20 protein-coding genes and 1 pseudogene are annotated in these 19,356 nt (G+C 64.2%); 12 read left to right on the top strand and 9 right to left on the bottom strand.

The window, feature by feature from the left end:
* Positions 1–53 precede the first annotated feature (53 nt).
* The 5 genes from AB7Z56_RS15590 (at position 54) to AB7Z56_RS15570 (ending at position 3,366) form a co-directional block, all read left to right on the top strand.
* On the top strand, positions 54–821 hold the full coding sequence (locus tag AB7Z56_RS15590; RefSeq protein WP_354124520.1) for an acyltransferase: 768 nt from the start codon (positions 54–56) through the stop codon (positions 819–821).
* A gap of 199 nt (positions 822–1,020) precedes the next feature.
* Positions 1,021–1,638: a 30S ribosomal protein S4 gene (rpsD, locus tag AB7Z56_RS15585; RefSeq protein ID WP_028147479.1), complete on the top strand. Its 618-nt coding sequence runs from the start codon at positions 1,021–1,023 to the stop codon at positions 1,636–1,638.
* Positions 1,639–1,752: 114 nt separating this feature from the next.
* On the top strand, positions 1,753–1,980 hold the full coding sequence (locus AB7Z56_RS15580) for a hypothetical protein (protein WP_028147480.1): 228 nt from the start codon (positions 1,753–1,755) through the stop codon (positions 1,978–1,980).
* Entirely contained in the window at positions 1,977–2,261 is a 285-nt protein-coding gene (locus tag AB7Z56_RS15575) for a type II toxin-antitoxin system RelE/ParE family toxin (protein ID WP_080669598.1), read from the top strand. The genes AB7Z56_RS15580 and AB7Z56_RS15575 overlap by 4 nt, the downstream gene beginning before the upstream one ends.
* A gap of 37 nt (positions 2,262–2,298) precedes the next feature.
* Complete coding sequence (locus AB7Z56_RS15570; protein WP_354124521.1) at positions 2,299–3,366, top strand: threonine aldolase family protein; 1,068 nt, start codon at positions 2,299–2,301, stop codon at positions 3,364–3,366.
* Between the two features lie 138 nt (positions 3,367–3,504).
* Here AB7Z56_RS15570 and AB7Z56_RS15565 read toward each other — a convergent pair whose 3' ends face one another.
* Genes AB7Z56_RS15565 through grxD form a run of 4 tightly spaced genes read right to left on the bottom strand, consistent with a single transcriptional unit; the run spans position 3,505 to position 6,983 of the window.
* Positions 3,505–4,767, bottom strand: a complete 1,263-nt coding sequence (locus AB7Z56_RS15565) for a serine hydrolase domain-containing protein (RefSeq protein WP_354124522.1) — start codon at positions 4,765–4,767, stop codon at positions 3,505–3,507.
* 1 nt (position 4,768) lies between these two features.
* Complete coding sequence (locus AB7Z56_RS15560) at positions 4,769–6,055, bottom strand: serine hydrolase domain-containing protein (protein ID WP_354124523.1); 1,287 nt, start codon at positions 6,053–6,055, stop codon at positions 4,769–4,771.
* Between the two features lie 46 nt (positions 6,056–6,101).
* Positions 6,102–6,653 carry an O-acetyl-ADP-ribose deacetylase gene (locus AB7Z56_RS15555; protein ID WP_354124524.1) on the bottom strand — a complete coding sequence of 184 codons (552 nt, stop codon included), beginning with the start codon at positions 6,651–6,653 and terminating at the stop codon, positions 6,102–6,104.
* A 3-nt stretch (positions 6,654–6,656) separates the two neighbouring features.
* On the bottom strand, positions 6,657–6,983 hold the full coding sequence (grxD, locus tag AB7Z56_RS15550) for a Grx4 family monothiol glutaredoxin (RefSeq protein WP_085404302.1): 327 nt from the start codon (positions 6,981–6,983) through the stop codon (positions 6,657–6,659).
* A gap of 239 nt (positions 6,984–7,222) precedes the next feature.
* On the opposite strand from grxD, the gene egtB reads away from it, so the two are divergent.
* Both egtB and egtD read left to right on the top strand, forming a co-directional pair.
* The gene (egtB, locus tag AB7Z56_RS15545) at positions 7,223–8,521 is read left to right on the top strand and encodes an ergothioneine biosynthesis protein EgtB (protein ID WP_354124525.1); all 1,299 of its coding nucleotides are present in this window, start codon (positions 7,223–7,225) and stop codon (positions 8,519–8,521) included.
* A 50-nt stretch (positions 8,522–8,571) separates the two neighbouring features.
* Positions 8,572–9,543 (top strand): L-histidine N(alpha)-methyltransferase, encoded by a 972-nt coding sequence (egtD, locus tag AB7Z56_RS15540; protein WP_167768115.1) that lies wholly within the window; start codon positions 8,572–8,574, stop codon positions 9,541–9,543.
* 247 nt (positions 9,544–9,790) lie between these two features.
* Here egtD and AB7Z56_RS15535 read toward each other — a convergent pair whose 3' ends face one another.
* Together AB7Z56_RS15535 and AB7Z56_RS15530 are read right to left on the bottom strand one after the other, a co-directional pair.
* Positions 9,791–10,984, bottom strand: a complete 1,194-nt coding sequence (locus AB7Z56_RS15535; RefSeq protein WP_354124526.1) for a low temperature requirement protein A — start codon at positions 10,982–10,984, stop codon at positions 9,791–9,793.
* A 26-nt stretch (positions 10,985–11,010) separates the two neighbouring features.
* Positions 11,011–11,247 carry a BolA/IbaG family iron-sulfur metabolism protein gene (locus AB7Z56_RS15530; RefSeq protein ID WP_028147489.1) on the bottom strand — a complete coding sequence of 79 codons (237 nt, stop codon included), beginning with the start codon at positions 11,245–11,247 and terminating at the stop codon, positions 11,011–11,013.
* Between the two features lie 179 nt (positions 11,248–11,426).
* Here AB7Z56_RS15530 and AB7Z56_RS15525 point away from each other — a divergent pair, with 179 nt between their 5' ends.
* Both AB7Z56_RS15525 and AB7Z56_RS15520 read left to right on the top strand, forming a co-directional pair.
* Complete coding sequence (locus AB7Z56_RS15525; protein ID WP_085404300.1) at positions 11,427–11,786, top strand: DUF427 domain-containing protein; 360 nt, start codon at positions 11,427–11,429, stop codon at positions 11,784–11,786.
* 58 nt (positions 11,787–11,844) lie between these two features.
* Positions 11,845–12,948 carry an alpha/beta fold hydrolase gene (locus tag AB7Z56_RS15520; protein WP_354124527.1) on the top strand — a complete coding sequence of 368 codons (1,104 nt, stop codon included), beginning with the start codon at positions 11,845–11,847 and terminating at the stop codon, positions 12,946–12,948.
* Positions 12,949–12,981: 33 nt separating this feature from the next.
* Here the strand turns inward: AB7Z56_RS15520 and AB7Z56_RS15515 are convergent, their stop codons facing one another.
* Positions 12,982–13,155, bottom strand: a complete 174-nt coding sequence (locus tag AB7Z56_RS15515; protein WP_135215414.1) for a DUF1328 domain-containing protein — start codon at positions 13,153–13,155, stop codon at positions 12,982–12,984.
* A gap of 183 nt (positions 13,156–13,338) precedes the next feature.
* Here AB7Z56_RS15515 and AB7Z56_RS15510 point away from each other — a divergent pair, with 183 nt between their 5' ends.
* Positions 13,339–14,526, top strand: a complete 1,188-nt coding sequence (locus tag AB7Z56_RS15510; RefSeq protein WP_135215413.1) for an acyltransferase family protein — start codon at positions 13,339–13,341, stop codon at positions 14,524–14,526.
* Positions 14,527–14,647: 121 nt separating this feature from the next.
* On the opposite strand, the gene purL is transcribed toward AB7Z56_RS15510, so the two are convergent.
* Positions 14,648–16,858 carry a phosphoribosylformylglycinamidine synthase subunit PurL gene (purL, locus tag AB7Z56_RS15505; protein WP_135215412.1) on the bottom strand — a complete coding sequence of 737 codons (2,211 nt, stop codon included), beginning with the start codon at positions 16,856–16,858 and terminating at the stop codon, positions 14,648–14,650.
* 185 nt (positions 16,859–17,043) lie between these two features.
* On the opposite strand from purL, the gene AB7Z56_RS15500 reads away from it, so the two are divergent.
* Both AB7Z56_RS15500 and AB7Z56_RS15495 read left to right on the top strand, forming a co-directional pair.
* Positions 17,044–17,523 carry a PaaI family thioesterase gene (locus tag AB7Z56_RS15500; protein WP_167768114.1) on the top strand — a complete coding sequence of 160 codons (480 nt, stop codon included), beginning with the start codon at positions 17,044–17,046 and terminating at the stop codon, positions 17,521–17,523.
* Between the two features lie 75 nt (positions 17,524–17,598).
* Positions 17,599–18,564 carry a DMT family transporter gene (locus tag AB7Z56_RS15495; protein ID WP_354125885.1) on the top strand — a complete coding sequence of 322 codons (966 nt, stop codon included), beginning with the start codon at positions 17,599–17,601 and terminating at the stop codon, positions 18,562–18,564.
* A gap of 56 nt (positions 18,565–18,620) precedes the next feature.
* Here the strand turns inward: AB7Z56_RS15495 and AB7Z56_RS15490 are convergent.
* A pseudogene (locus AB7Z56_RS15490) lies at positions 18,621–19,344 on the bottom strand (tetratricopeptide repeat protein).
* Positions 19,345–19,356: the final 12 nt, after the last annotated feature.

The raw sequence follows: 19,356 nt of genomic DNA, 5'->3' as shown, positions 1-19,356 counted from the left end.
AGCGGGAACCCTGCTCGCTGCACATACTTTAAGCCGTCGGAACCGAAAGACCCATGCGCGGGACGCCCAAGACCATTTCGCTGCCGCGCCGCCTGATTTGCGACCTCATGCGCGCGTCGATGGACGTGCCATTCGTCTCGCTCTCCCGCCCCCTCAATATCCGCCCCCTGCTGGAGGCGCGTGCCGGAGCGATGGCGCCCTCCGGCTGGGCCGCAATGTTCGTCAAGGCCTTTGCCCTGGTCGCCAGGGACGAGCCGGTCCTGCGCACCGTCTACGCCAAATGGCCCTGGCCGATGCTCTACGAGCTGCCCAATAGCGTGGCGTCGGTGGCGATCGCCCGGGTCCAAGACGGCGAGGAATGCGTGATGCCGCAGCGAATCGCGGCTCCCGAAGCCATGGCGCTGGCCGCGGTGGACGCCGAAATCCGGCGTGCCAAGACGGCCCCGGTCGAAGAGGTTCCCATGTTCCGCAAGGTCATGCGGGCCACCCGCCTGCCGCTGCCGCTGCGGCGGCTGTGCTGGGCGGTCGGGCTGAATTTCGGCCGACAGCGCGGCAATTGGTTCGGCAGTTTTGCCGTGAGCTCAGTGGCCGCCCATGGCGGTGGCGAGCTCCATCCCATCACGCCGGGCCCGTTCATCGTCAGCTATGGGGTGGTCGAGGGCGACCAGACCATCCATGTCGTGATCCGCTGGGACCACCGGGTCACCGACGCCGCCCCCATAGCCCGGGTCCTGACCAGGCTGGAACAGGTCCTGAACACTGAAATCGCTGCCGAATTGCGCGCGGCCGGGCCGAAGCCGATCCGGGCGGTCCGGACATGATTTCGGGGCTATTCGCATTGACAGAACGGCCCAAACTCACCTAAAAGCCGCCTGCTCGCGGGCCGATTTCGGCCCGCGAAGCGTTTCGCGACCCGTGGTCCTCTCCCTTAAGCTTTGGGGATCGGACCTGTCAGTGCCGGGCCCAGCCCGTCACACAGGAGGGCGCGTTTCCTCAAACCATGTACCTGAAGAGGACGCGATGACTAAGCGCAGTGAGGCGAAGTACAAACTCGATCGCCGTATGGGCCAGAACATCTGGGGCCGCCCGAAGAGCCCCGTCAACCGCCGCGAGTACGGCCCCGGCCAGCACGGCCAGCGCCGCAAGGGCAAACTCTCCGATTTCGGCGTGCAGCTGCGCGCCAAGCAGAAGCTGAAGGGCTACTACGCCAACATTTCCGAGCGCCAGTTCCACGGCATCTATGTCGAGGCGAGCCGCCTCAAGGGTGACACCGGCGAGAACCTGATCGGTCTCCTGGAGCGTCGTCTCGACGCGGTCGTGTACCGCGCCAAGTTCGTCTCCACGATCTTCGCCGCGCGCCAGTTCATCAACCACGGCCACATCAAGGTGAACGGCCGCAAGGTCAACATCTCAAGCTACCAGCTCAAGATCGGCGACGTGATCGAGGTCAAGGAAGCCTCCAAGCAGCTCGCCCACGTGCTCGAAGCCAGCCAGCTCCCCGAGCGCGACACCCCCGACTATCTCGAAGTCGACCACGGCAAGATGACCGCCAAGTACGTGCGCATCCCCGGCCTCTCCGACGTGCCGTTCCCGGTGCAGATGGAGCCGCATCTGGTCGTCGAATTCTATTCGCGCTAATAGTTCGGCAGAACGACATTCAAAGGCCCCGGTTCACCGGGGCCTTTTTGTTTGAGCCGGCGATTCCCATGTCTCAGGCCATCTGTGCTATGATTGCACATCGCGGAGTTGAGCATGACTCGTCTTCTGGAAGAGGCCTTCAGCAAAGTTTCCGGCCTGCCCGATTCAGAGCAGGACGAACTGGCGCGGACCCTGCTTGAGCTTGCCGGGGTCGATCAGCCACCAATCCAGCTGACGGCGGCGGAAGAGGCAGATCTCGCCGAGGCCGAAGCCGAAATCGCCCGCGGCGAGCTGGCCAGCGCCGACGAAGTCCGCGCGATGTGGGCTAAGCACGGCCTGTGAAGGTCCGCTATACGAAGCGGGCGCTCGCCCAAATCGACCAAATTCTGACCTACATCGAGGCGCACTCGCCCCAAGGCGCAGGCCACGTGCGCGGCCGCATTGTCGCTCTCATAGCATTGCTAGAGACCTACCCCCACGCAGGGCGAACGACTACGCGTGCATACGTCCGTCGCTTGCCGGTCAACCCTTATCCCTATCTGATCGATTATCGTGTGACCGAGACAGAAATCGTTATTATGCGGTTTCGTCACGCCGCCCGGCGTCCACCCAGAGCTCGCTGACCGCGAGCGAGTGCCATTCCCCTCAGGGAGCAAGTTGATGCTCTATACCCCTCCCCCGATCGATCCCAAGGCGCCGCCGGTGCGCATCAATCTGCTTTCGGACACGCAGACCAAGCCGACGGCTGCGATGCGCGAGGCGATGGCGCGGGCGGAGGTCGGCGACGAGCAGGTCGGCGACGATCCGACCGTGAACGCACTGTGCGAGCGCGTTGCCGCGCTGATGGGCAAGGAAGCCGCGGTCTACATGCCCTCAGGCACGATGTGCAACGTCACCGCGACGCTGGTGCATTGCCGTCCCGGCGACGAGATCCTCGCCCACGAGAGCGCACATATCATCGCCCGCGAAGGCGGCGCGCATGCAGCGATCGGCGGCTTCCAGGTCACCCAGCTCAAGGGACCTGACGGCCAGTTCACTCCGGAGACCCTTCGCAAGGCACTGCATCCGCGGACGCGCTACCAGCCGCCGCAGACCGTCGTCAGCGTCGAGCAGACCGCCAATATCGGCGGCGGCACGATCTGGAAGAAGGCAGCGCTCGACGAGATCGTCGCGATCGCCAAGCAGCACGGCCTCGTCACCCACATGGACGGTGCGCGCCTGCTCAACGCCACCGTCGCAAGCGGCATCTCCCCGCGCGACATGACGGCGGGGTGGGATTCGGCGTGGATCGATTTCTCCAAAGGCCTGGGCGCGCCGATCGGCGGCGTGCTGGCGGGCTCGCGCGCCTTCATCGACGCGGTCTGGCAGTGGAAACAGCGCCTCGGCGGCTCGATGCGGCAAGCCGGCGTCTGTGCGGCGGCCTGCATCTACGCGCTCGACCATCACGTCGATCGCCTGGCCGACGACCACGCCAATGCGCGCGCGCTCGCCCGCGGGCTGTCGCAGATCGCAGGCGTCGAGGTGCAGGAGCCCGAGACCAATCTCGTGTTCTTCAAGCCTGATGGCGCCGGAATTGCCGGCGACAAGATGGTCGCCGCACTGCGCCAGCGCGGCGTGACGCTCGCGATGATGGACGGCCGCATCCGCGCCTGCACCCATCTCGACGTCAATGCGGCCCAGGTCGAGGAAACGATCGGGTACGTCAGAGAGATCGTGCGCGGGGCGTAAGTCCGTAGCCCGGATGGAGCGCAGCGAAATCCGGGGTCCTCGCCTCGCGGAAAGATTTTCCCGGATTGCGCGGAGCCTGTCATCGGGCGGCGCTTCGCGCCGACCCGTTGGCTCCATCCGGGCTACGAAGGCGGCTAGCTACCGCCCCATCGCCTGATAGATCAGCGTCTTCAGCGCCAGCTGAATCCGGCCACGCTGCGACGGGGTCTGCACCATGAAAATTCCGAACAGATCGTCTTCGGGATCGATGAAGAAGAAGGTGCCGCCGACGCCGTCCCAGCGATATTCGCCAAGCGGCCACGATGTCCCTGATGGCACCGAGGTGCGCACCGCGAAACCGAGGCCGAAGCCGGAGCTTCCGCCCGGATAGTAATTCTGATCGCGCGCGATCTTCGTCGCGGGGCCGATATGATCCGACGCCATCAGCGCGATGGTCTCGGGCTTGAGATAGCGCCGACCTTCATAGCTGCCGCCGTTGAGCAGCATCTGCGAGAAGCGCGCGTAGTCACCGACCGTACCGACAAGGCCGCCGCCGCCCGACTCCCACCTCAGCGGTTTCCGGGGATCGCGGACCTGCGTCATCGGACTGATCGCGCGATCCTGCGGCATCGGCTCGGCGATGCGCGGCCACTTGGCAGGATCGGCGACATAGTATGCGGTGTCCGTCATCCCGAGCGGATCGAGCAGCCGCTCCTTCTCGAACGCGAACAGCGATTTCCCCGATATGACCTCGACGATGCGGCCGAGCACGTCCGTGGAGTGGCCATAGTCCCAGTTCGTGCCGGGCTGTTCCGCGAGCGGAAGCGTGGTGATCTTCGCGACGAGTTCGGCGTTGGTCAAAGCCTTGTTGTCGAAGAGACCGGCGTCGGCATAGAGCTTGTTCACCAAGCCCCCGCCATAATAGCCGTAGGGCAGCCCGGCAGTGTGGCGCATCAAATCCTTGATCGTCACGGGGCGACTGAGCGGCTCCAGCGCCAGCGCAGCCTTGCCGTCCTCGGCCTTCGTCTCGACACCGACCTTCATCGCGCCAAAGGCCGGAATGTACTTTGCGACGGGATCATCGAGCGAGAGCTTGCCCTGCTCGACCAGCATCATCGCCATGACTGTCGTGACCGGCTTCGACATCGAATAGAGCCGGAAGATCGTGTCCGCGCTCATCGAGATCTCGGTGGCGACATCGCGGACGCCGAAATTCTCGTAATAGACCGGCTTGCCGTGCTGCTGGAGCAGCAGGATCGCGCCCGGAAAGGTGCCGGCTGCGACCTCGCTCCTGATGTAGTCGGAAACCTTTGCCAGACCTTCTGGCGAGAAAGTGTGGGCGCGCCCCTCGGAGCCCGCCTGCGCACCACCTGCACCGAACAAAAGAACGAGCGCCGCGATCAGCGCGCGGCGCCCGAACATGTCACTTCTCCATTGCTTCATAAACCAACTGCTTCAATGTCCGCTGCACGCGCTGGCGCTCGGTCGGGGTCTGCTCCAGCAGCACGAAGAACATGTCCTGCTTGGGGTCGATGACGAAATAGCAACCGGAGGCGCCGTCCCACTTCAATTCCCCGAGATCGCCGGGCGGCGGCGGCTTGGCGTTGCCGGGATCGGTGCGGACCGCAAGGCCGAGGCCGAAGCCGAACCCGTCGCCGGGGAAATAGAAATAGTCGCGACTGACCCCCGAGGTCGGGCCGACCTGGTCGGTCACCATCAGCTTGAACGTCTCGGGCTTGAGGATGGTCTTGCCGTCGAGGCTGCCGCCATTGAGCAGCATCTGCGCAAAGCGCTCATAGTCCGCCATGGTCGTAACCATGCCGCCGCTGGCGAATTGAATCTTTTTGACAACCGTCGGATCATTGATCCGGCCGACACGAAAATCGGCGTCATTCGGCACCGGCTGCGCCAGAAGCTTCTGCTTCTCGGGCGCGGTGACGAAGAAGCCGGTGTCGACCATGCCGAGCGGATCGAGCAGCTTCTCCCGCTCGATATCGAGCAACGGCTTGCCGGTTGCGACCTCCATGACTCGCGCCAGAATGTCGGTGGAATGGCCGTATTGCCACAGCGCGCCCGGCTGGTTGTGCAGCGGCAATTTTGCGATGCGCTCGGCGAACTCGGCGAGATCGAAATCGCCGTCGTAGATCTTGGCGTCGCGATAGGCCTTGCGGACCAGGCTGTCGCCGTAGAAGCCATAGGTGACGCCAGACGTGTGCGTCATCAGATCCTTCACCGTCATCGGCCGGCTCAGCGGCACGAGTTCGAGCGACTTGGTGCCGTCGTCGGCCTTCTTCTCGACGCCGACCTTCACATTGGCGAAGGACGGAATGTATTTCGAGACGGGATCGTCGAGCTTGATCTTGCCGTCCTCGATCAACTGCACCGCAACGACGGAGGTGATCGCCTTGCTCATCGAGAACAGGCGGAAGATGGTCTGGTCCGTGATCGGCGCCTTGCTCACCACGTCCTGCACGCCGAAGGCTTCGCGGAAGACGGGCTTGCCGTGCTGCTTGATCAGCACTGTCGCGCCGGCGATCTTGCCGGTCGCGACCTCGTTCTTGAAGAACTCGCTGACCTTGGCGAGCTTGTCCTGATTGAAATGCGCGCCGGCCGGAATCTCGTAGGTGCCTTCGGCGCGCGCGAGCGACATCGCACCCAGCGACACCAGTGCGCCGCAAATCAACGCACGCAGTCCGAAATGTGAATTCATATCCCCTCCCCGGAAGGTGGCCGAGCGGAGTGTACTGACCACGTCATCAGGCACAAGGGCTGCTGTACCGCGCCAGAACGTCCGTGTGGAGCGTGGCGCTTGTCTCCGAGAAACAACAGAATATGACGTGGGCGACCAGCGGCGCAGCCGGCAGGGCTTCGATGGTCGCATGGACCGCAATCTTCGCGGCCTGGTCGGCCGGAAAGCGATATACCCCGGTCGAGATCGCGGAGAAGGCTAGAGAGTTCAGTCTATTGGCCTGGGAGAGCTCAAGCGCACGGCGATAACAGGAACGCAGCGAATCCGCCTCGCCGCGGCTGCCGCCCTGCCAGACGGGGCCGACTGCGTGGATCACATGTCCCGCGGGCAGACGGTAGCCCTTCGTGATCTTGGCATCGCCGGTCGGACATCCCCCGAGCGTCCGGCACTCGGCCAGAAGCTCGGGACCGGCAGCGTCGTGGATTGCGCCATCAACGCCGCCTCCGCCAAGGAGAGACGAACTTGCGGCGTTGACGATGGCGTCAACGCCGAGTGTCGTGATGTCAGCGACGATAACCTCAAGCTCGGCGCCGCCGATGCGGCGCGTCAGCTGGGTCACGTGTCAGGCCGCGACGGCGACGCCCTTCTCGGAGAGCAGCTGCTGCAGTTCGCCGGCCTGGAACATCTCGCGGACGATGTCGCATCCGCCGACGAACTCGCCCTTCACATAGAGCTGCGGAATGGTCGGCCAGTTCGAGTAGTCCTTGATGCCGTTGCGCAGTTCGGCGGATTCGAGGACGTTGAGGCCCTTATAGCCAACGCCGATATGGTCGAGGATCTGGACGACCTGGCCGGAGAAACCGCACTGCGGAAACTGCGGCGTTCCCTTCATGAACAGAACCACGTCGTTCGACTTGACTTCGTTGGCGATGAATTCCGCGATGCTCATATCCGTGTCCTTCTGGGGCGGAGCCCTCAACAATCACTCCGGGCCGGCTCAGCCGATTTAACCCGATACCTGCCTATATATGTAGCCCAAACCGTTGTGCATCCAAAGTAAAATGGCGGCGAACAGCCCCTTGGGGCCGGTCCAGGCCACGCCGGCCCCATTACATGATGCCACGAATATCATCGCCGGGGAGGACTTTCATACCGTAACGGAGCCCCTATCTAGGACGAACCCAGGTTTTGGAACCGGGCAACGCCAACAACGTTCTCTTGTCCTGTCTGGAGAAAAACGTGACGAAATCAGCCTCCGCTACGGCCACCCCGCCGCTTTCGTCACCGTCGGCCGACCCGCGCGGCCTCGCCCAGGGGCTGGAAGAGGCATTTCTCGCCGTCCGCAACGAGACCGAGCGCCGGGCCGAGCCGCTGTCGCCCGAAGACCAGCAGATTCAATCCATGCCGGATGCGAGCCCCACGAAATGGCATCGGGCCCATACCACCTGGTTCTGGGAGCAATTCCTGCTCGGCGAGCACGCCCCTAGCTACCGGCCCTTCCACCCTGATTTCGCTTTCCTGTTCAATTCCTATTACGTCAGCGCCGGCCCGCGTCATTCCCGCAATCACCGCGGCGACATCACCCGCCCCAGCGCCGATCAGGTCGGCGCTTATCGAACATATGTCGATGCGGCTGTCGTCAAATTCTTCCGCGAGGTCGGCCCGGACAAGCTTCGCGAGATCGCGCCGCTGGTCGAGGTCGGGCTCAATCACGAGCAGCAGCATCAGGAATTGATGTTCACCGACATCCTGCATGCCTTCGCGCAGAACCCGATCCCGCCGGCCTATGATCCGGACTGGCGCTTCCCGGCTTCGACACGCGCGGGGGAGGATTGGCTGATGCTGAACGAAGGTATCCACACCGTCGGTCATGTCGACGACAGTTTTCATTTCGACAATGAGAAGCCGGCGCATCGCGCCCTCGTCGGTCCAGTCAGGGTCGCACGCAACCTCGTCACCAACGCCGAGTGGCTCGCCTTCATGCGCGACGGCGGCTACCGGACCGCAACGCTGTGGCTGATGGACGGCTTTGCCACCGTCAACAACGAAGGCTGGGACGCCCCCGGCCATTGGCGCGAGATCGACGGCCAGTGGCACATGATGACGCTCGCCGGCCTCAAGCCGGTCGATCCGGACGCGCCGGTCTGCCACGTCAGCTATTACGAGGCCGATGCGTTTGCGCGCTGGGCCGGAAAGCATCTGCCGACCGAGATGGAATGGGAGGTTGCTGCGCGTGCCGGCCAGCTCAACGACGCCTTCGGCATTGTCTGGCAGTGGACGCGGTCTTCATATTCGCCCTACCCCGGCTACCGCGCCATCGAAGGCGCGCTCGGGGAGTACAACGGCAAGTTCATGATCAACCAACTGGTGCTGCGCGGCTCCTCGCTTGCAACTCCCGAGGGCCACAGCCGTATTACCTATCGCAATTTCTTCTATCCGCACCATCGCTGGCAGTTCACCGGACTGCGGCTCGCCGATTACGTCTAGTTTTCATCCGACGATAAATGCGCGCCGGACAGCGCGTTCAGGAGAGTATCATGAATGTGCACGCCAGCGCTTTGGCCGAAGCCCATCTCCCCGACGAGCAGACCACCGCCTTCGCCCGCGAGGCCATCGAGGACCTCTCGCAGCAGCCGAAAAAGCTGTCGCCGAAATATTTCTACGACGCGACCGGCTCGGAGCTGTTCGAGGCAATCACGCGCCTGCCGGAATATTACCCGACGCGCACCGAGCTTGCGATCCTGAAGGAGCGCGGCAGCGAGATCGCGAAGATCATTCCGCAGCATGCGGCGCTGGTCGAGTTCGGCGCCGGAGCAACCACAAAAGTCCGCCTGCTGCTCGATCACTGCAAGTTCGCGGCCTATGTACCCGTCGACATCTCCGGCGACTTCCTGAAGGCGCAGGCCAACGGCCTGAAGCGAGACTTCCCGACGCTCGGCATCTATCCGGTGGCGGCCGACTTCACCACGCCGTTCGAGTTGCCCAAGGCCGTCGCATCGATGCCCAAGGTCGGCTTCTTCCCCGGCTCGACCATCGGAAATTTCGAGCCGCATGAGGCGCAGGCCTTCCTGAAGAGCGCCCGCAAGATCCTGGGCAAGGGCGCGCAGATGATCATCGGCGCCGACCTCGAGAAGGAAGAGCGCGTCCTCCACGACGCCTACAACGATGCCGCCGGCGTCACCGCCCGCTTCAACCTCAATGTGCTCGTGCGCATCAACCGCGAGCTCGGCGGCAATTTCGACCTGTCCGCCTTCACCCATCGCGCGATCTACAACCGCGAGCGGCACCGGATCGAGATGCATCTGATCAGCAAGAAGAGCCAGACCGTGCGCCTGCTCGGCACCAGCTTCTCGTTCCGCCCCGGCGAGAGCATCCACACCGAGAACAGCTACAAATACAGCCTCGAGCGTTTTGCTGCGCTGGCGCTGGGCGCGGGCTGGCAGGTGCGCGAAAGCTGGACGGACGCGGCGAAGATGTTTTCCGTGCACGCGCTGGAGGCGGCGGAGTAAACGCGCTCCGGCGCTTCCCGCTCGACTGGCCGTCCGGAGAGCTATGTATTTCAGAGCGTTTTCCCGCGGCACATCCTTCGAGACGCCCGCCTTCGGCGGGCTCCTCAGGATGAGGACGGAGCACGCGGCAGCAGTTTCAGCGGGCGCCTATGCCGATTAGCCTCATCCTGAGGAGACCGCGCAGCGGTCGTCTCGAAGGACGAGGCGTACGCTCAAACAACTCTACGAGGACATGTGCGGCCGGAGCTCAATGCGCCTCTGCCTCCTCCGGCTTCGACCCCAGCGACACCGACTCCCATACCGCGACCACGATCATGATCACGGTCGACGCGACCGACAGCCAGAGCGGCGAGAGATCGGCGGCGAACCACCACAGCACCAGTAGCAGGATGATGCCGATGCCGTGGGAGAGCTGGAGGAAGCCGCTGATCGCGTGCTTGAACAGGATGGTGCCGACCAGGAACACCAGGGGACCACCGACCGTGCTCACGATGGTCCTGATATCGGAATGGCCGGTCGGATGCTTCAACACCAGTTCGTCCGACACCGCGGTCAGGATGATGCCGGCGATGATCGGCATGTGCAGATAGGTATAGGCCATCCGTGCCAGCCGGCCGGATTCGGTGGATTTCGAGAGCCGCTCGGAGCCGGCCTCCGCGCCCTTGTGGAAATAGACCCACCACATCGCGATGGCCCCGGCCAGGGCCGAGACGAAGGCCAAAATATTATCCGCGGTCCAGTCCAGTTCGGCAAAGGTGGCGCCGTTGACGACGACGGCTTCTCCGAGTGCGATGATGATGAAGCCGGCGCAGCGCTCGGCCATGTGCCCGCCTTCGACGGCCCAGGCTTCGACCGACGAGAAGCCGAGCTTCGGGACCCAGAAGCGCACCGCCGGCGAGACGTATTCGATCGCGAGCGCCGCGATCCAGAACCACAGCCGCGCCTCGTCATGGGCGAGACCGCCGAGGATCCAGAAGATCGCGGAGCCAGAGAGCCAGACCAGAATGCGGATCGCGTTGTGCCGGACGGCCGTTCGATGGCGCGGGGTCGCGAACAGCCAGAAGGCGGTGCGTCCGACCTGCATGGTCGCGTAGGCGATCGCGAACCACAGGCCCCGCCCCTCGAAGGCGGTCGGGATCGTCGTCGACAGCACGAGGCCGCCCAGCATCATCAGGAAGATCAGGATGCGGACCGGGGTCAGCTCGGGATTGAGCCAGTTGGTGACCCAGGCGGTGTAGACCCACACCCACCACACCGCGAGGAACAGCACCGTGACGTGGACCGCGCCGAGCGGGGTGAAATGGTGCAGCAGCGTGTGCGAGACCTGCGTGACGGCGAAGACGAAGACGAGGTCAAAGAACAGCTCGGCATTGGTGACGCGGCTGTGCTGGTTCGGAGCGATGACGCGAAACATCGCGCCGCGAGGATTGTCCGCAGCCATCGTCATCCCCCCGTCACGCGATCAGATCAGGCCCCGGGTACCCCGGTTTGCAGCGCCAGCGCATGCAGCACGCCGCCCATCTGGCCTTGCAGGGACTGATAGACGATCTGGTGCTGCTGGACGCGGGACTTGCCGCGGAAGGATTCCGAGATCACGGTCGCGGCATAGTGGTCGCCATCGCCGGCGAGGTCACGGATCGTCACCTCGGCATCGGGGATCGCTGCCTTGATCATCGCCTCGATATCGTGGGCGTCCATGGGCATTCGGGTCTTGCTCCTGTCTCGGCTTCGAATCGCTTGCCGGGGTCCCCGGACCGGCAGGGCCAAACTTAGCGTGAACGGCCTTCTACGTCACGCATTCCGGCACTATATCCCTGATCCCATCCGGATAAAGGCACGACAAAGTGCCGCGCGCGCAAGATTGATCGAAAAGGCGTGAAATCATGAAGCTTCCAGGGCCCGACCACCCCATCACCATTACCCAGAATCCCCGACGCGTCCGCGTCACGGCCGGCGACATCGTGATCGCCGAGACCAGCAAGGCGCTGATCTTGAAAGAGGCGAAATATCCGGCGGTGCAATATGTGCCGCGGGAGGACGCCAACATGGCGGTGCTGGAGCGCACCGACCGCGTCACCCATTGCCCCTACAAAGGGGACGCGAGCTATTACAGCGTCAAGGCCGACGGCAAGACGCTCGACAACGCGATCTGGACCTACGAGACGCCCTTCCCCGCGATGACGGAGATTTCCGGCCATCTCGCTTTCTATCCGGACAAGGTGAAGATCGAGGAAGTGGGGTAGGCTCATCGCGCCGGAGGCGATCGCAGGTCGCTTCCTCTCAGTCGACACAAGGCTCAGGATGCCGCGCAAAGCCGCAAGACTGATTGGGCTCTCGTTGCTGGGCGTGGCCGGTATCCTCATCGTGGTGGCCGCCGCCGGACTGGGTTTTCGCGCCTATCGCCAGCATCTTGCTGCCGAAACCCTCGCGATCCGCTCACCAAAGGGCGTGCAGGAGGGAGGGTACGTCGACATCGGCGGAATCAAGCAATGGATTCAAATCCGCGGCGAGGATCGGGATAACCCGGTCCTCCTGTTCGTCCACGGCGGGCCCGGAGGCTCCAGCTGGCCAATGTCGTCGGGTTGGCGCCCCTGGGAAAAGCACTTCACCATCGTGCAATGGGACCAGCGCGGCACCGGCCGCACGTATGGCGCCGCCGGAGACACGCTGGCGCCAACCATGACACTGGAGCGCATGACGCAGGATGGCGTCGAGCTGGCCGAGCATCTGCGCACGCATCTGCACAAGGACAGGATCGTCCTGGTCGGGCATTCGTGGGGCTCGTTCCTGGGAATTCACATGGTGAAGCAACGCCCGGATCTGTTCTCGGCCTATGTCGGCACGGGCCAGGTGGTTGGCAGGACGACCTTCGAGAAGGCATTCGAGCTCACGATCGCGCGCCTGCAACGGCTTGCGGCATCCGCCAACAATCCCGAAGCCCTGGCGGAATTGGCGCCGATCGCTTCACAGCCGGCCCTCACCCCGGAAAATCGCCTGATTGCGGACAAATGGAGCAACGCGCTGGGTCTGCCGCCCGCCGGTGGCTTCCAGTTCGCCGGCCCCATCCCGCCGCTCTTCATGCCGGATGTCTCGCTGCTCGACTTGTACAACTGGCGCAAGGGCGTCGCCTTCTCGGCCAAATATCTGACCGGACGGAACGGGCCGATGTTTCAGAGCGACATGGCCTCGATGGGATTCAGATCTTCGATCCCCATGTTCTTCATCGAGGGCGACGCGGACGGCGTGACGCCGGGCGAACCCGCCGAGCAATATTTCAAGGAGATCACGGCCCCGCATAAGGAATTTGTGTGGGTTCGCGGCGGCGATCATTTCATTCCGTTCGATCGTCCTGATGAGTTCCTGGCCGAGCTGATGGCCCGCGTCATGCCATTCGCAGGCAATTGAGGGCCGGCCCCCGCGATTCGACCGGCAGCCCGGCTATGCCCTGAAGATCGTGAGCCCCAGTACCAGCAGCACCAGGAAGATCACGACGAATATATAGAACAGGAAGCGGGCGACATCGGCCGAGGCGGCCGAGAGGCCGGTGAAGCCGAGCACGCCGGCCACGATCGAGATCAAGAGAAAGATCAGCGCCCATTTCAGGATCGTCATAACCAACTCCGACTAAAATGCCGCATGTTTTGCGGCCCTCAACCTATTCGCGAACGCTAACTTCGCTGCGCGGAACTGGTTCCTGAGGGCACTCCGCGGGCAAGGCGCGGCACAAACTGCGCTTGCTGAATCCGGTTCCCGGCGGCACAGTCCGGCCAGGGCTGGAGCGCAATCGGGGCGACCATGATGACGATGTCACATTCCGCGACGATCGGCGCGGAGGCGCACGCCGCGCCGAAAGCCAAGACGCGCAATCTGTCGCTCGATCGGACCCGCACCTTTCTCACGCTGGTGGTGCTGCTGCACCACGCGGTCATTCCCTACACCTATTTCGGTCACACCGACCCGGCGTCCTGGATCGGCTTCGACGTCGTCGTGCTCTGCACCGACAGCTTCTTCATGGCGATGTTCTTCTTCCTGTCGGGACTGTTCACGTGGTCCGGCATCGCGCGCAAGGCACCACAGGTTTTCCTGCGCGACCGCCTGTTGCGGCTCGGGCTGCCGTTCGTGATCGCGGCCTTCACGGTCATCCCGCTCGCCTATTACGCGATCGCGCTGCGGCACGATCCCGAGCTGACCTTCGCTTCGTTCTGGTGGAAGACGATCACCGTCGGGCCGTGGCCGAGCGGGCCGATCTGGTTCGTGTGGGTGCTGCTGGCGTTCGACCTGACTGCGAGCCTGCTCTACCGGGTCTCAACCCACCTGGTCGATCCGGTCAACCGCGTTTCGGTGCGCGGATTTGAGCAGCCGGCCGTGTTCTGGCTGCTGCTCGCCGTCGTCACTGCCGTCGTCTACGTGCCCGCGCTGGTCCATTTCGGGGCCAACAAATGGTTCGAGTTCGGACCGTTTTCGGTGCAGGCGAGCCGCGTCCTGCTCTACTTCGCCTATTTCTTCATTGGCGTCAGCGTCGGTGCCGCCAACTTCGATCGCGGTATCCTCAGCGCCGAGGGCCAGTTGCCGAAGAACCGATGGATGTGGGTGATCGCCACGCTGGTCCCCTACTGCCTGATGTGGTGCATGATCTACATCAAGCGCGCAATCCTCGGGAATCCCAACGTGCTGCCGGACTGGTATCAGGCGATCTACGGGACGTTCGTCGTGCTGTTCTCGGCTGCGATCCTGCTCGCGATCCTCGCCTTCTTCCTGCACCAGAAGTCGCCGGGGCCGAACCTGCTCGACCGCATGCAGGCGGACGCCTACGGCATGTTCCTGGTGCACTACCCGATCGCGCTGTGGATCCAGTATGTGCTGTTCGACTATTCGTGGCCTGCGATCTTCAAGGCCGCGATCGGCTTCGTGCTCACGGTGTTGCTGAGCTGGGGACTGACGGCAATGTTGCGGAAGATTCCGGGCGCGTCGCACGTTTTGTGAGGCCGAGGTCTCTCCATCCGCCATTGCGAGCGTAGCGAAGCAATCCAGAGTCTCTCCGCGGAGACGATCTGGATTGCTTCGTCGCTTTGCTCCTCGTAATGACGGAGTGTGTGGCGGCGCCTTACGCCGCCTTCCCGCTCATATATTCCGGCAGCCAGCGCTCGAACGATTTCCGCAGGCTATCGATCGTGACCGGCGCCTCGCCCGCGATCGCGATTGCATCGCCGCCGGTGGTGCCGATGCGCACGCAGGGCACCTCGCAGCCGCGCATCTTGGCCAGCACGCGGCCGGCTTCCGCTTCCGGCACGGTGACGAGATAGCGCGCCTGGTCCTCGCCGAACCAATAGGCCTGCGAGACGAGCGACGTCGGCGCCGCCAGCAATTTTGCGCCGATGCCGCTGGCCATTGCCATCTCGGCGAGCGCGATCAGCAGGCCACCGTCGGAGAGATCGTGCACCGCGGTCGCAGTGCCCGCATGGATCATGCCGCGCACGCAGTCGCCGTTGCGCTTCTCGGCCGCGAGGTCGACCGGCGGCGGCGCGCCCTCCTCGCGACCGCAGATGTCGCGCAGGTAGACCGACTGGCCGAGCCAGCCGTGGGTCTCGCCGACCAGGAGGATCGCCTCGCCCTCGGCCTTGAAGGCCAGCGAAGCGGACTTGGTGAAATCGTCGAGCAGACCGACACCGCCGATCGAGGGTGTCGGCAGGATCGCGCGGCCGTTGGTCTCGTTGTAGAGCGAGACGTTGCCGGACACGACCGGGAAGTCGAGCGTGCGGCAGGCCTCCGAGATGCCCTTCAGGCAGCCGACAAACTGGCCCATGATCTCGGGCCGTTCAGGATTGCCGAAATTGAGATTGTCGGTGATCGCGAGCGGCTTGCCGCCGACCGCGGTGATGTTGCGCCAGGCTTCCGCCACCGCCTGCTTGCCGCCCTCGAACGGGTCAGCTTCGCAATAGCGCGGCGTGACGTCGACGGTCAGCGCCAGACCCTTCGGCCCGTCCTGCACGCGCACCACGGCGGCATCGCCGCCGGGACGCTGCAAGGTGTTGCCGAGGATGACGTGGTCGTATTGCTCCCAGACCCAGCGCTTGCTGCACATGTCGGGCGTGCCGATCAGCTTCTCCAGCGCGGCACCGACGCCCATCGGCGCCGGCACCTCGCGCGCGTGCACCACAGGCAGCGCGGCGGAGGGAACGTGCGGACGGTCGTAGAGCGGCGCCTCGTCACCGAGCTCCTTGATCGGCAGGTCGGCCATGACGTCGCCGCCATGCTTGACGACGAAACGCTTGCTCGGGGTGGTGTAGCCGACGACGGCGAAGTCGAGACCCCACTTCTTGAAGATGGCCTCGGCTTCCTTCTCCTTCTCGGGCTTGAGCACCATGAGCATGCGCTCCTGGCTCTCCGAGAGCATCATCTCGTAGGCGCTCATGCCGGTCTCGCGGGTCGGCACCGCGTCGAGATCGAGGTCGACGCCGAGGTCGCCCTTGGCGCCCATCTCGACCGCCGAGCAGGTCAGGCCGGCCGCGCCCATGTCCTGGATCGCGATGACGCAGCCCTTCTCCATGATCTCGAGGCAGGCCTCGAGCAGCAGTTTTTCGGCGAAGGGATCGCCGACCTGCACGGTGGGGCGCTTCTCCTCGGACTTGTCGTCGAACTCGGCCGAGGCCATCGAGGCGCCGTGGATGCCATCGCGCCCCGTCTTGGAGCCCAGATAGACGATCGGCATGTTCACGCCGGAAGCGGCCGCATAGAAAATCTTGTCGGCGTCGGCGAGGCCCACGGCCATCGCGTTGACGAGGATGTTGCCGTCATAGCGGGTGTGGAAGCGCACCTGGCCGCCCACCGTCGGCACGCCGAAGGAATTGCCATAGCCGCCGACGCCGGCGACGACGCCGGAGACGAGATGCCGTGTCCTGGCATGCTCGGGCGCGCCGAAGCTCAGCGCATTGAGGCAGGCGATAGGACGCGCGCCCATGGTGAAGACGTCGCGCAGAATGCCGCCGACGCCGGTGGTCGCGCCCTGATAGGGCTCGATGTAGCTCGGGTGGTTGTGGCTCTCCATCTTGAAGACCACGGCCTGGCCGTCGCCGATGTCGATCACGCCGGCATTCTCGCCGGGGCCCTGGATCACCCAGGGCGCCTTGGTCGGTAGGCCGCGCAGATGGATGCGCGAGGATTTGTACGAGCAGTGCTCGTTCCACATCGCCGAGAAGATGCCGAGCTCGGTGAAGGTCGGCTCCCGCCCGATCAGCTTCAGGATGCGCTCGTACTCGTCGGGCTTGAGCCCGTGGGCGGCAACCAGTTCGGGGGTGATCTTGGGTTCGTTCTTCATGGATTCGGGGCTTTCGGCGGCGTTTTGCCGTTCTTAGGAAGATCGGGGGCCTACGAAAAGCCCTTTATGGCGCATTTTCCCGCTGTCCCACGTTTTGCGGGCAGGCGGTCGGCGGGAACGGGAATTGCAAGGCGCTGACGGATCGGATTTAAGGACTAAAGACCCGTAATTGAAGGCCCATTTCCTTGCACGAATTGACCAAAGTCCCCTCCACCCGCCGCCCGGACCTGCACGTCGCCACCGATGGCGAGTTCACGGGCTGGCGGACCTGGATTCGCGACAGTTTTGAGAGCCATATCGGCCCGTTCTGGCACAAGATCGAGGACGACGGCAGCGTCCGCTCGGCCTTCCGGGTCGAGAAAAAGCACCTCAACGGCTCCGGAAACGTCCATGGCGGCTGCTTCATGGCCTTCGCCGACTATTGCCTGTTCGCGATCGCCACCCACGAGCTGGATGGCCCGGCCGTGACGACGAATTTCGCCTGTGATTTCCTCGACGCGGCCCGCGAGGGCGAGCTGGTCGAATGCGTCGGCGAAGTGTCCCGCGCCGGCGGCTCGCTGATCTTCCTGCGGGGCAAGCTGACCTCGGCCGGGCGGCCGCTGTTTACCTTCTCCGGCACGATCAAGCGGGTGAAGCGGAAGCCTGCACTCCAGGCAAACGCATAGCTCGACGCCTTCCCTTTTCGCGCCCCCTCGCCCAGACTTGCGACAAGCGCGTTGGCGCGGGGGAGCAGGAACAAGGTGCCGAAGAGCACATCGTCGGGCCGCACGGCGGCCGCCGCATCATCGTCGCCATCCATCATCGCCGTCGGCGCCCGTAACTGGCGCGACTATGCGCTGCTGTTCGCGCTCGCCTGCTGCTGGAGCTCGACCTATCCGCTGGCGAAGCTCGCGCTTCCCACGATCCCGCCCATCACCTTCATCTCGGCGCGCTCGCTGATCGCGTTCGCCTTCCTGTTTGCCATCCTGTGGATGCGCGGCCTCAAACTCCCGACGGATGCGAAGGCCTGGAAGCTGTTCGCGACCCAGCAGCTGATCAACTCGACCTTTCCGTTCCTGGTCATCACCTGGTCGCAGCAATATGTCCCGGCCTCGAACACGGTGGTGCTGGCCTCGACGACGCCGATTTTCGCCTTCCTGATCACGTCGCTGATCACACGGCACGAGCCGGCGACACTGCTGAAGTTCGCGGGCGCAATTCTCGGCCTCGCCGGCACCATCGCCATCGTCGGTCTCGACGCGCTACGCGGCTTCGGCAGCGAGATTATTGCCGAGATCGCGATCCTGCTCGCCACCATCTCTTTTGCCTGCGCGACGATCTTTGGCTTGCGGCTCTCCGAATACGATCCGATGGTGGTCGCAACCGGCTCGCTGCTGTTCGGTGGCCTCGTGCTGCTGCCGCCCTCGCTCATCATCGACCAGCCCTGGACGCTGCACCCGACGCCGACGGCGATCGTCGCCACCATCGTCATGGGCATCGTCTCCAGCGCGCTGGGGCTGATGCTGTTCTACGTCTGCCTCGGCCGGCTCGGCACGCTGACCACGAACGCACAAGGCTATCTGCGCATTCCGATCGGCGTCGGATTGTCCGTGTTGCTGCTCGGCGAGAGCGTACCGTCGAACCTCGCGCTGGGACTGCTGCTGGTCATGGCCGGCGTCGCCGCGATGACGGTGCCGGCGGAACGGCTGAAGCTGCGCAAGGCATGATCCGGAAAAGTGCGCAGCAGTTTTCCGATGAGATCATGCTCAAACAATAAGACCGCTCAGGTCGAAAACTGCTTCTCGGCGATCGAGAGCCAATCGGCCTGCCTCTCGCAGATATTTGGGCGCGCGACGCATCTGGATCAGGAGCTCGTTGAAGACCACGCGCGCCTCGGCGCTGCGGCCGACCATCTGGAGCAGCATGCCGTAGCGCACCCGCGCTTCCGCGCCCGGGAAATAGCCGGCGACGGCGTGATATTCCTCCAGCGCCTCGTCGAGCCGGCCGACCTCGGCGAGCGCACGGGCGTAGAGCAGATGCGCGTCGGCGGAATCGAAGTCCGGCCACTGCTTCTGAAAGTCGTCCAGCGTCGCCAGCGCGTCGGCCGGACGCTTGGCGGCAAACTCGGCCTGCGCCTTGCCGAAGGCATAAGCGGGGTCGTGGCCCATCGGCAGGCTCAGGATGTGACCGTAATGCTGCTCGGCCTCGCTGAAGCGGCCGACCTTTGCGCATTCCTCGGCCAGCGCCGCACGGTTGGCGATGGTGTCGGTGGCCGCCAGCCGGTCGCACAGCTCGCGATAGCGCTTCTCCGGATCGAGCCGATTGGCGACGCGCTGACGCGCCTGTCGCGCACCGGGGCTGGAAAACCATTCAGGGACGAGTTCGACCGCGATGTAGGCTAGCGGCACCATCAGGATGATGAAGGCCCAGGGCTGCAACCGCCCGGTTCGCGACGCGTGGTAAATCAGTGTGATATCGAGCAGCAGAACGACCAAAGCGACGGGCATGTGACATCCGGG

It is taken from the genome of Bradyrhizobium sp. 482_C4_N1_8, assembly GCF_052075965.1.
Taxonomy (GTDB): Bacteria; Pseudomonadota; Alphaproteobacteria; order Rhizobiales; family Xanthobacteraceae; genus Bradyrhizobium; species Bradyrhizobium barranii.
This window is presented reverse-complemented; position numbering and strand designations above follow the sequence as displayed.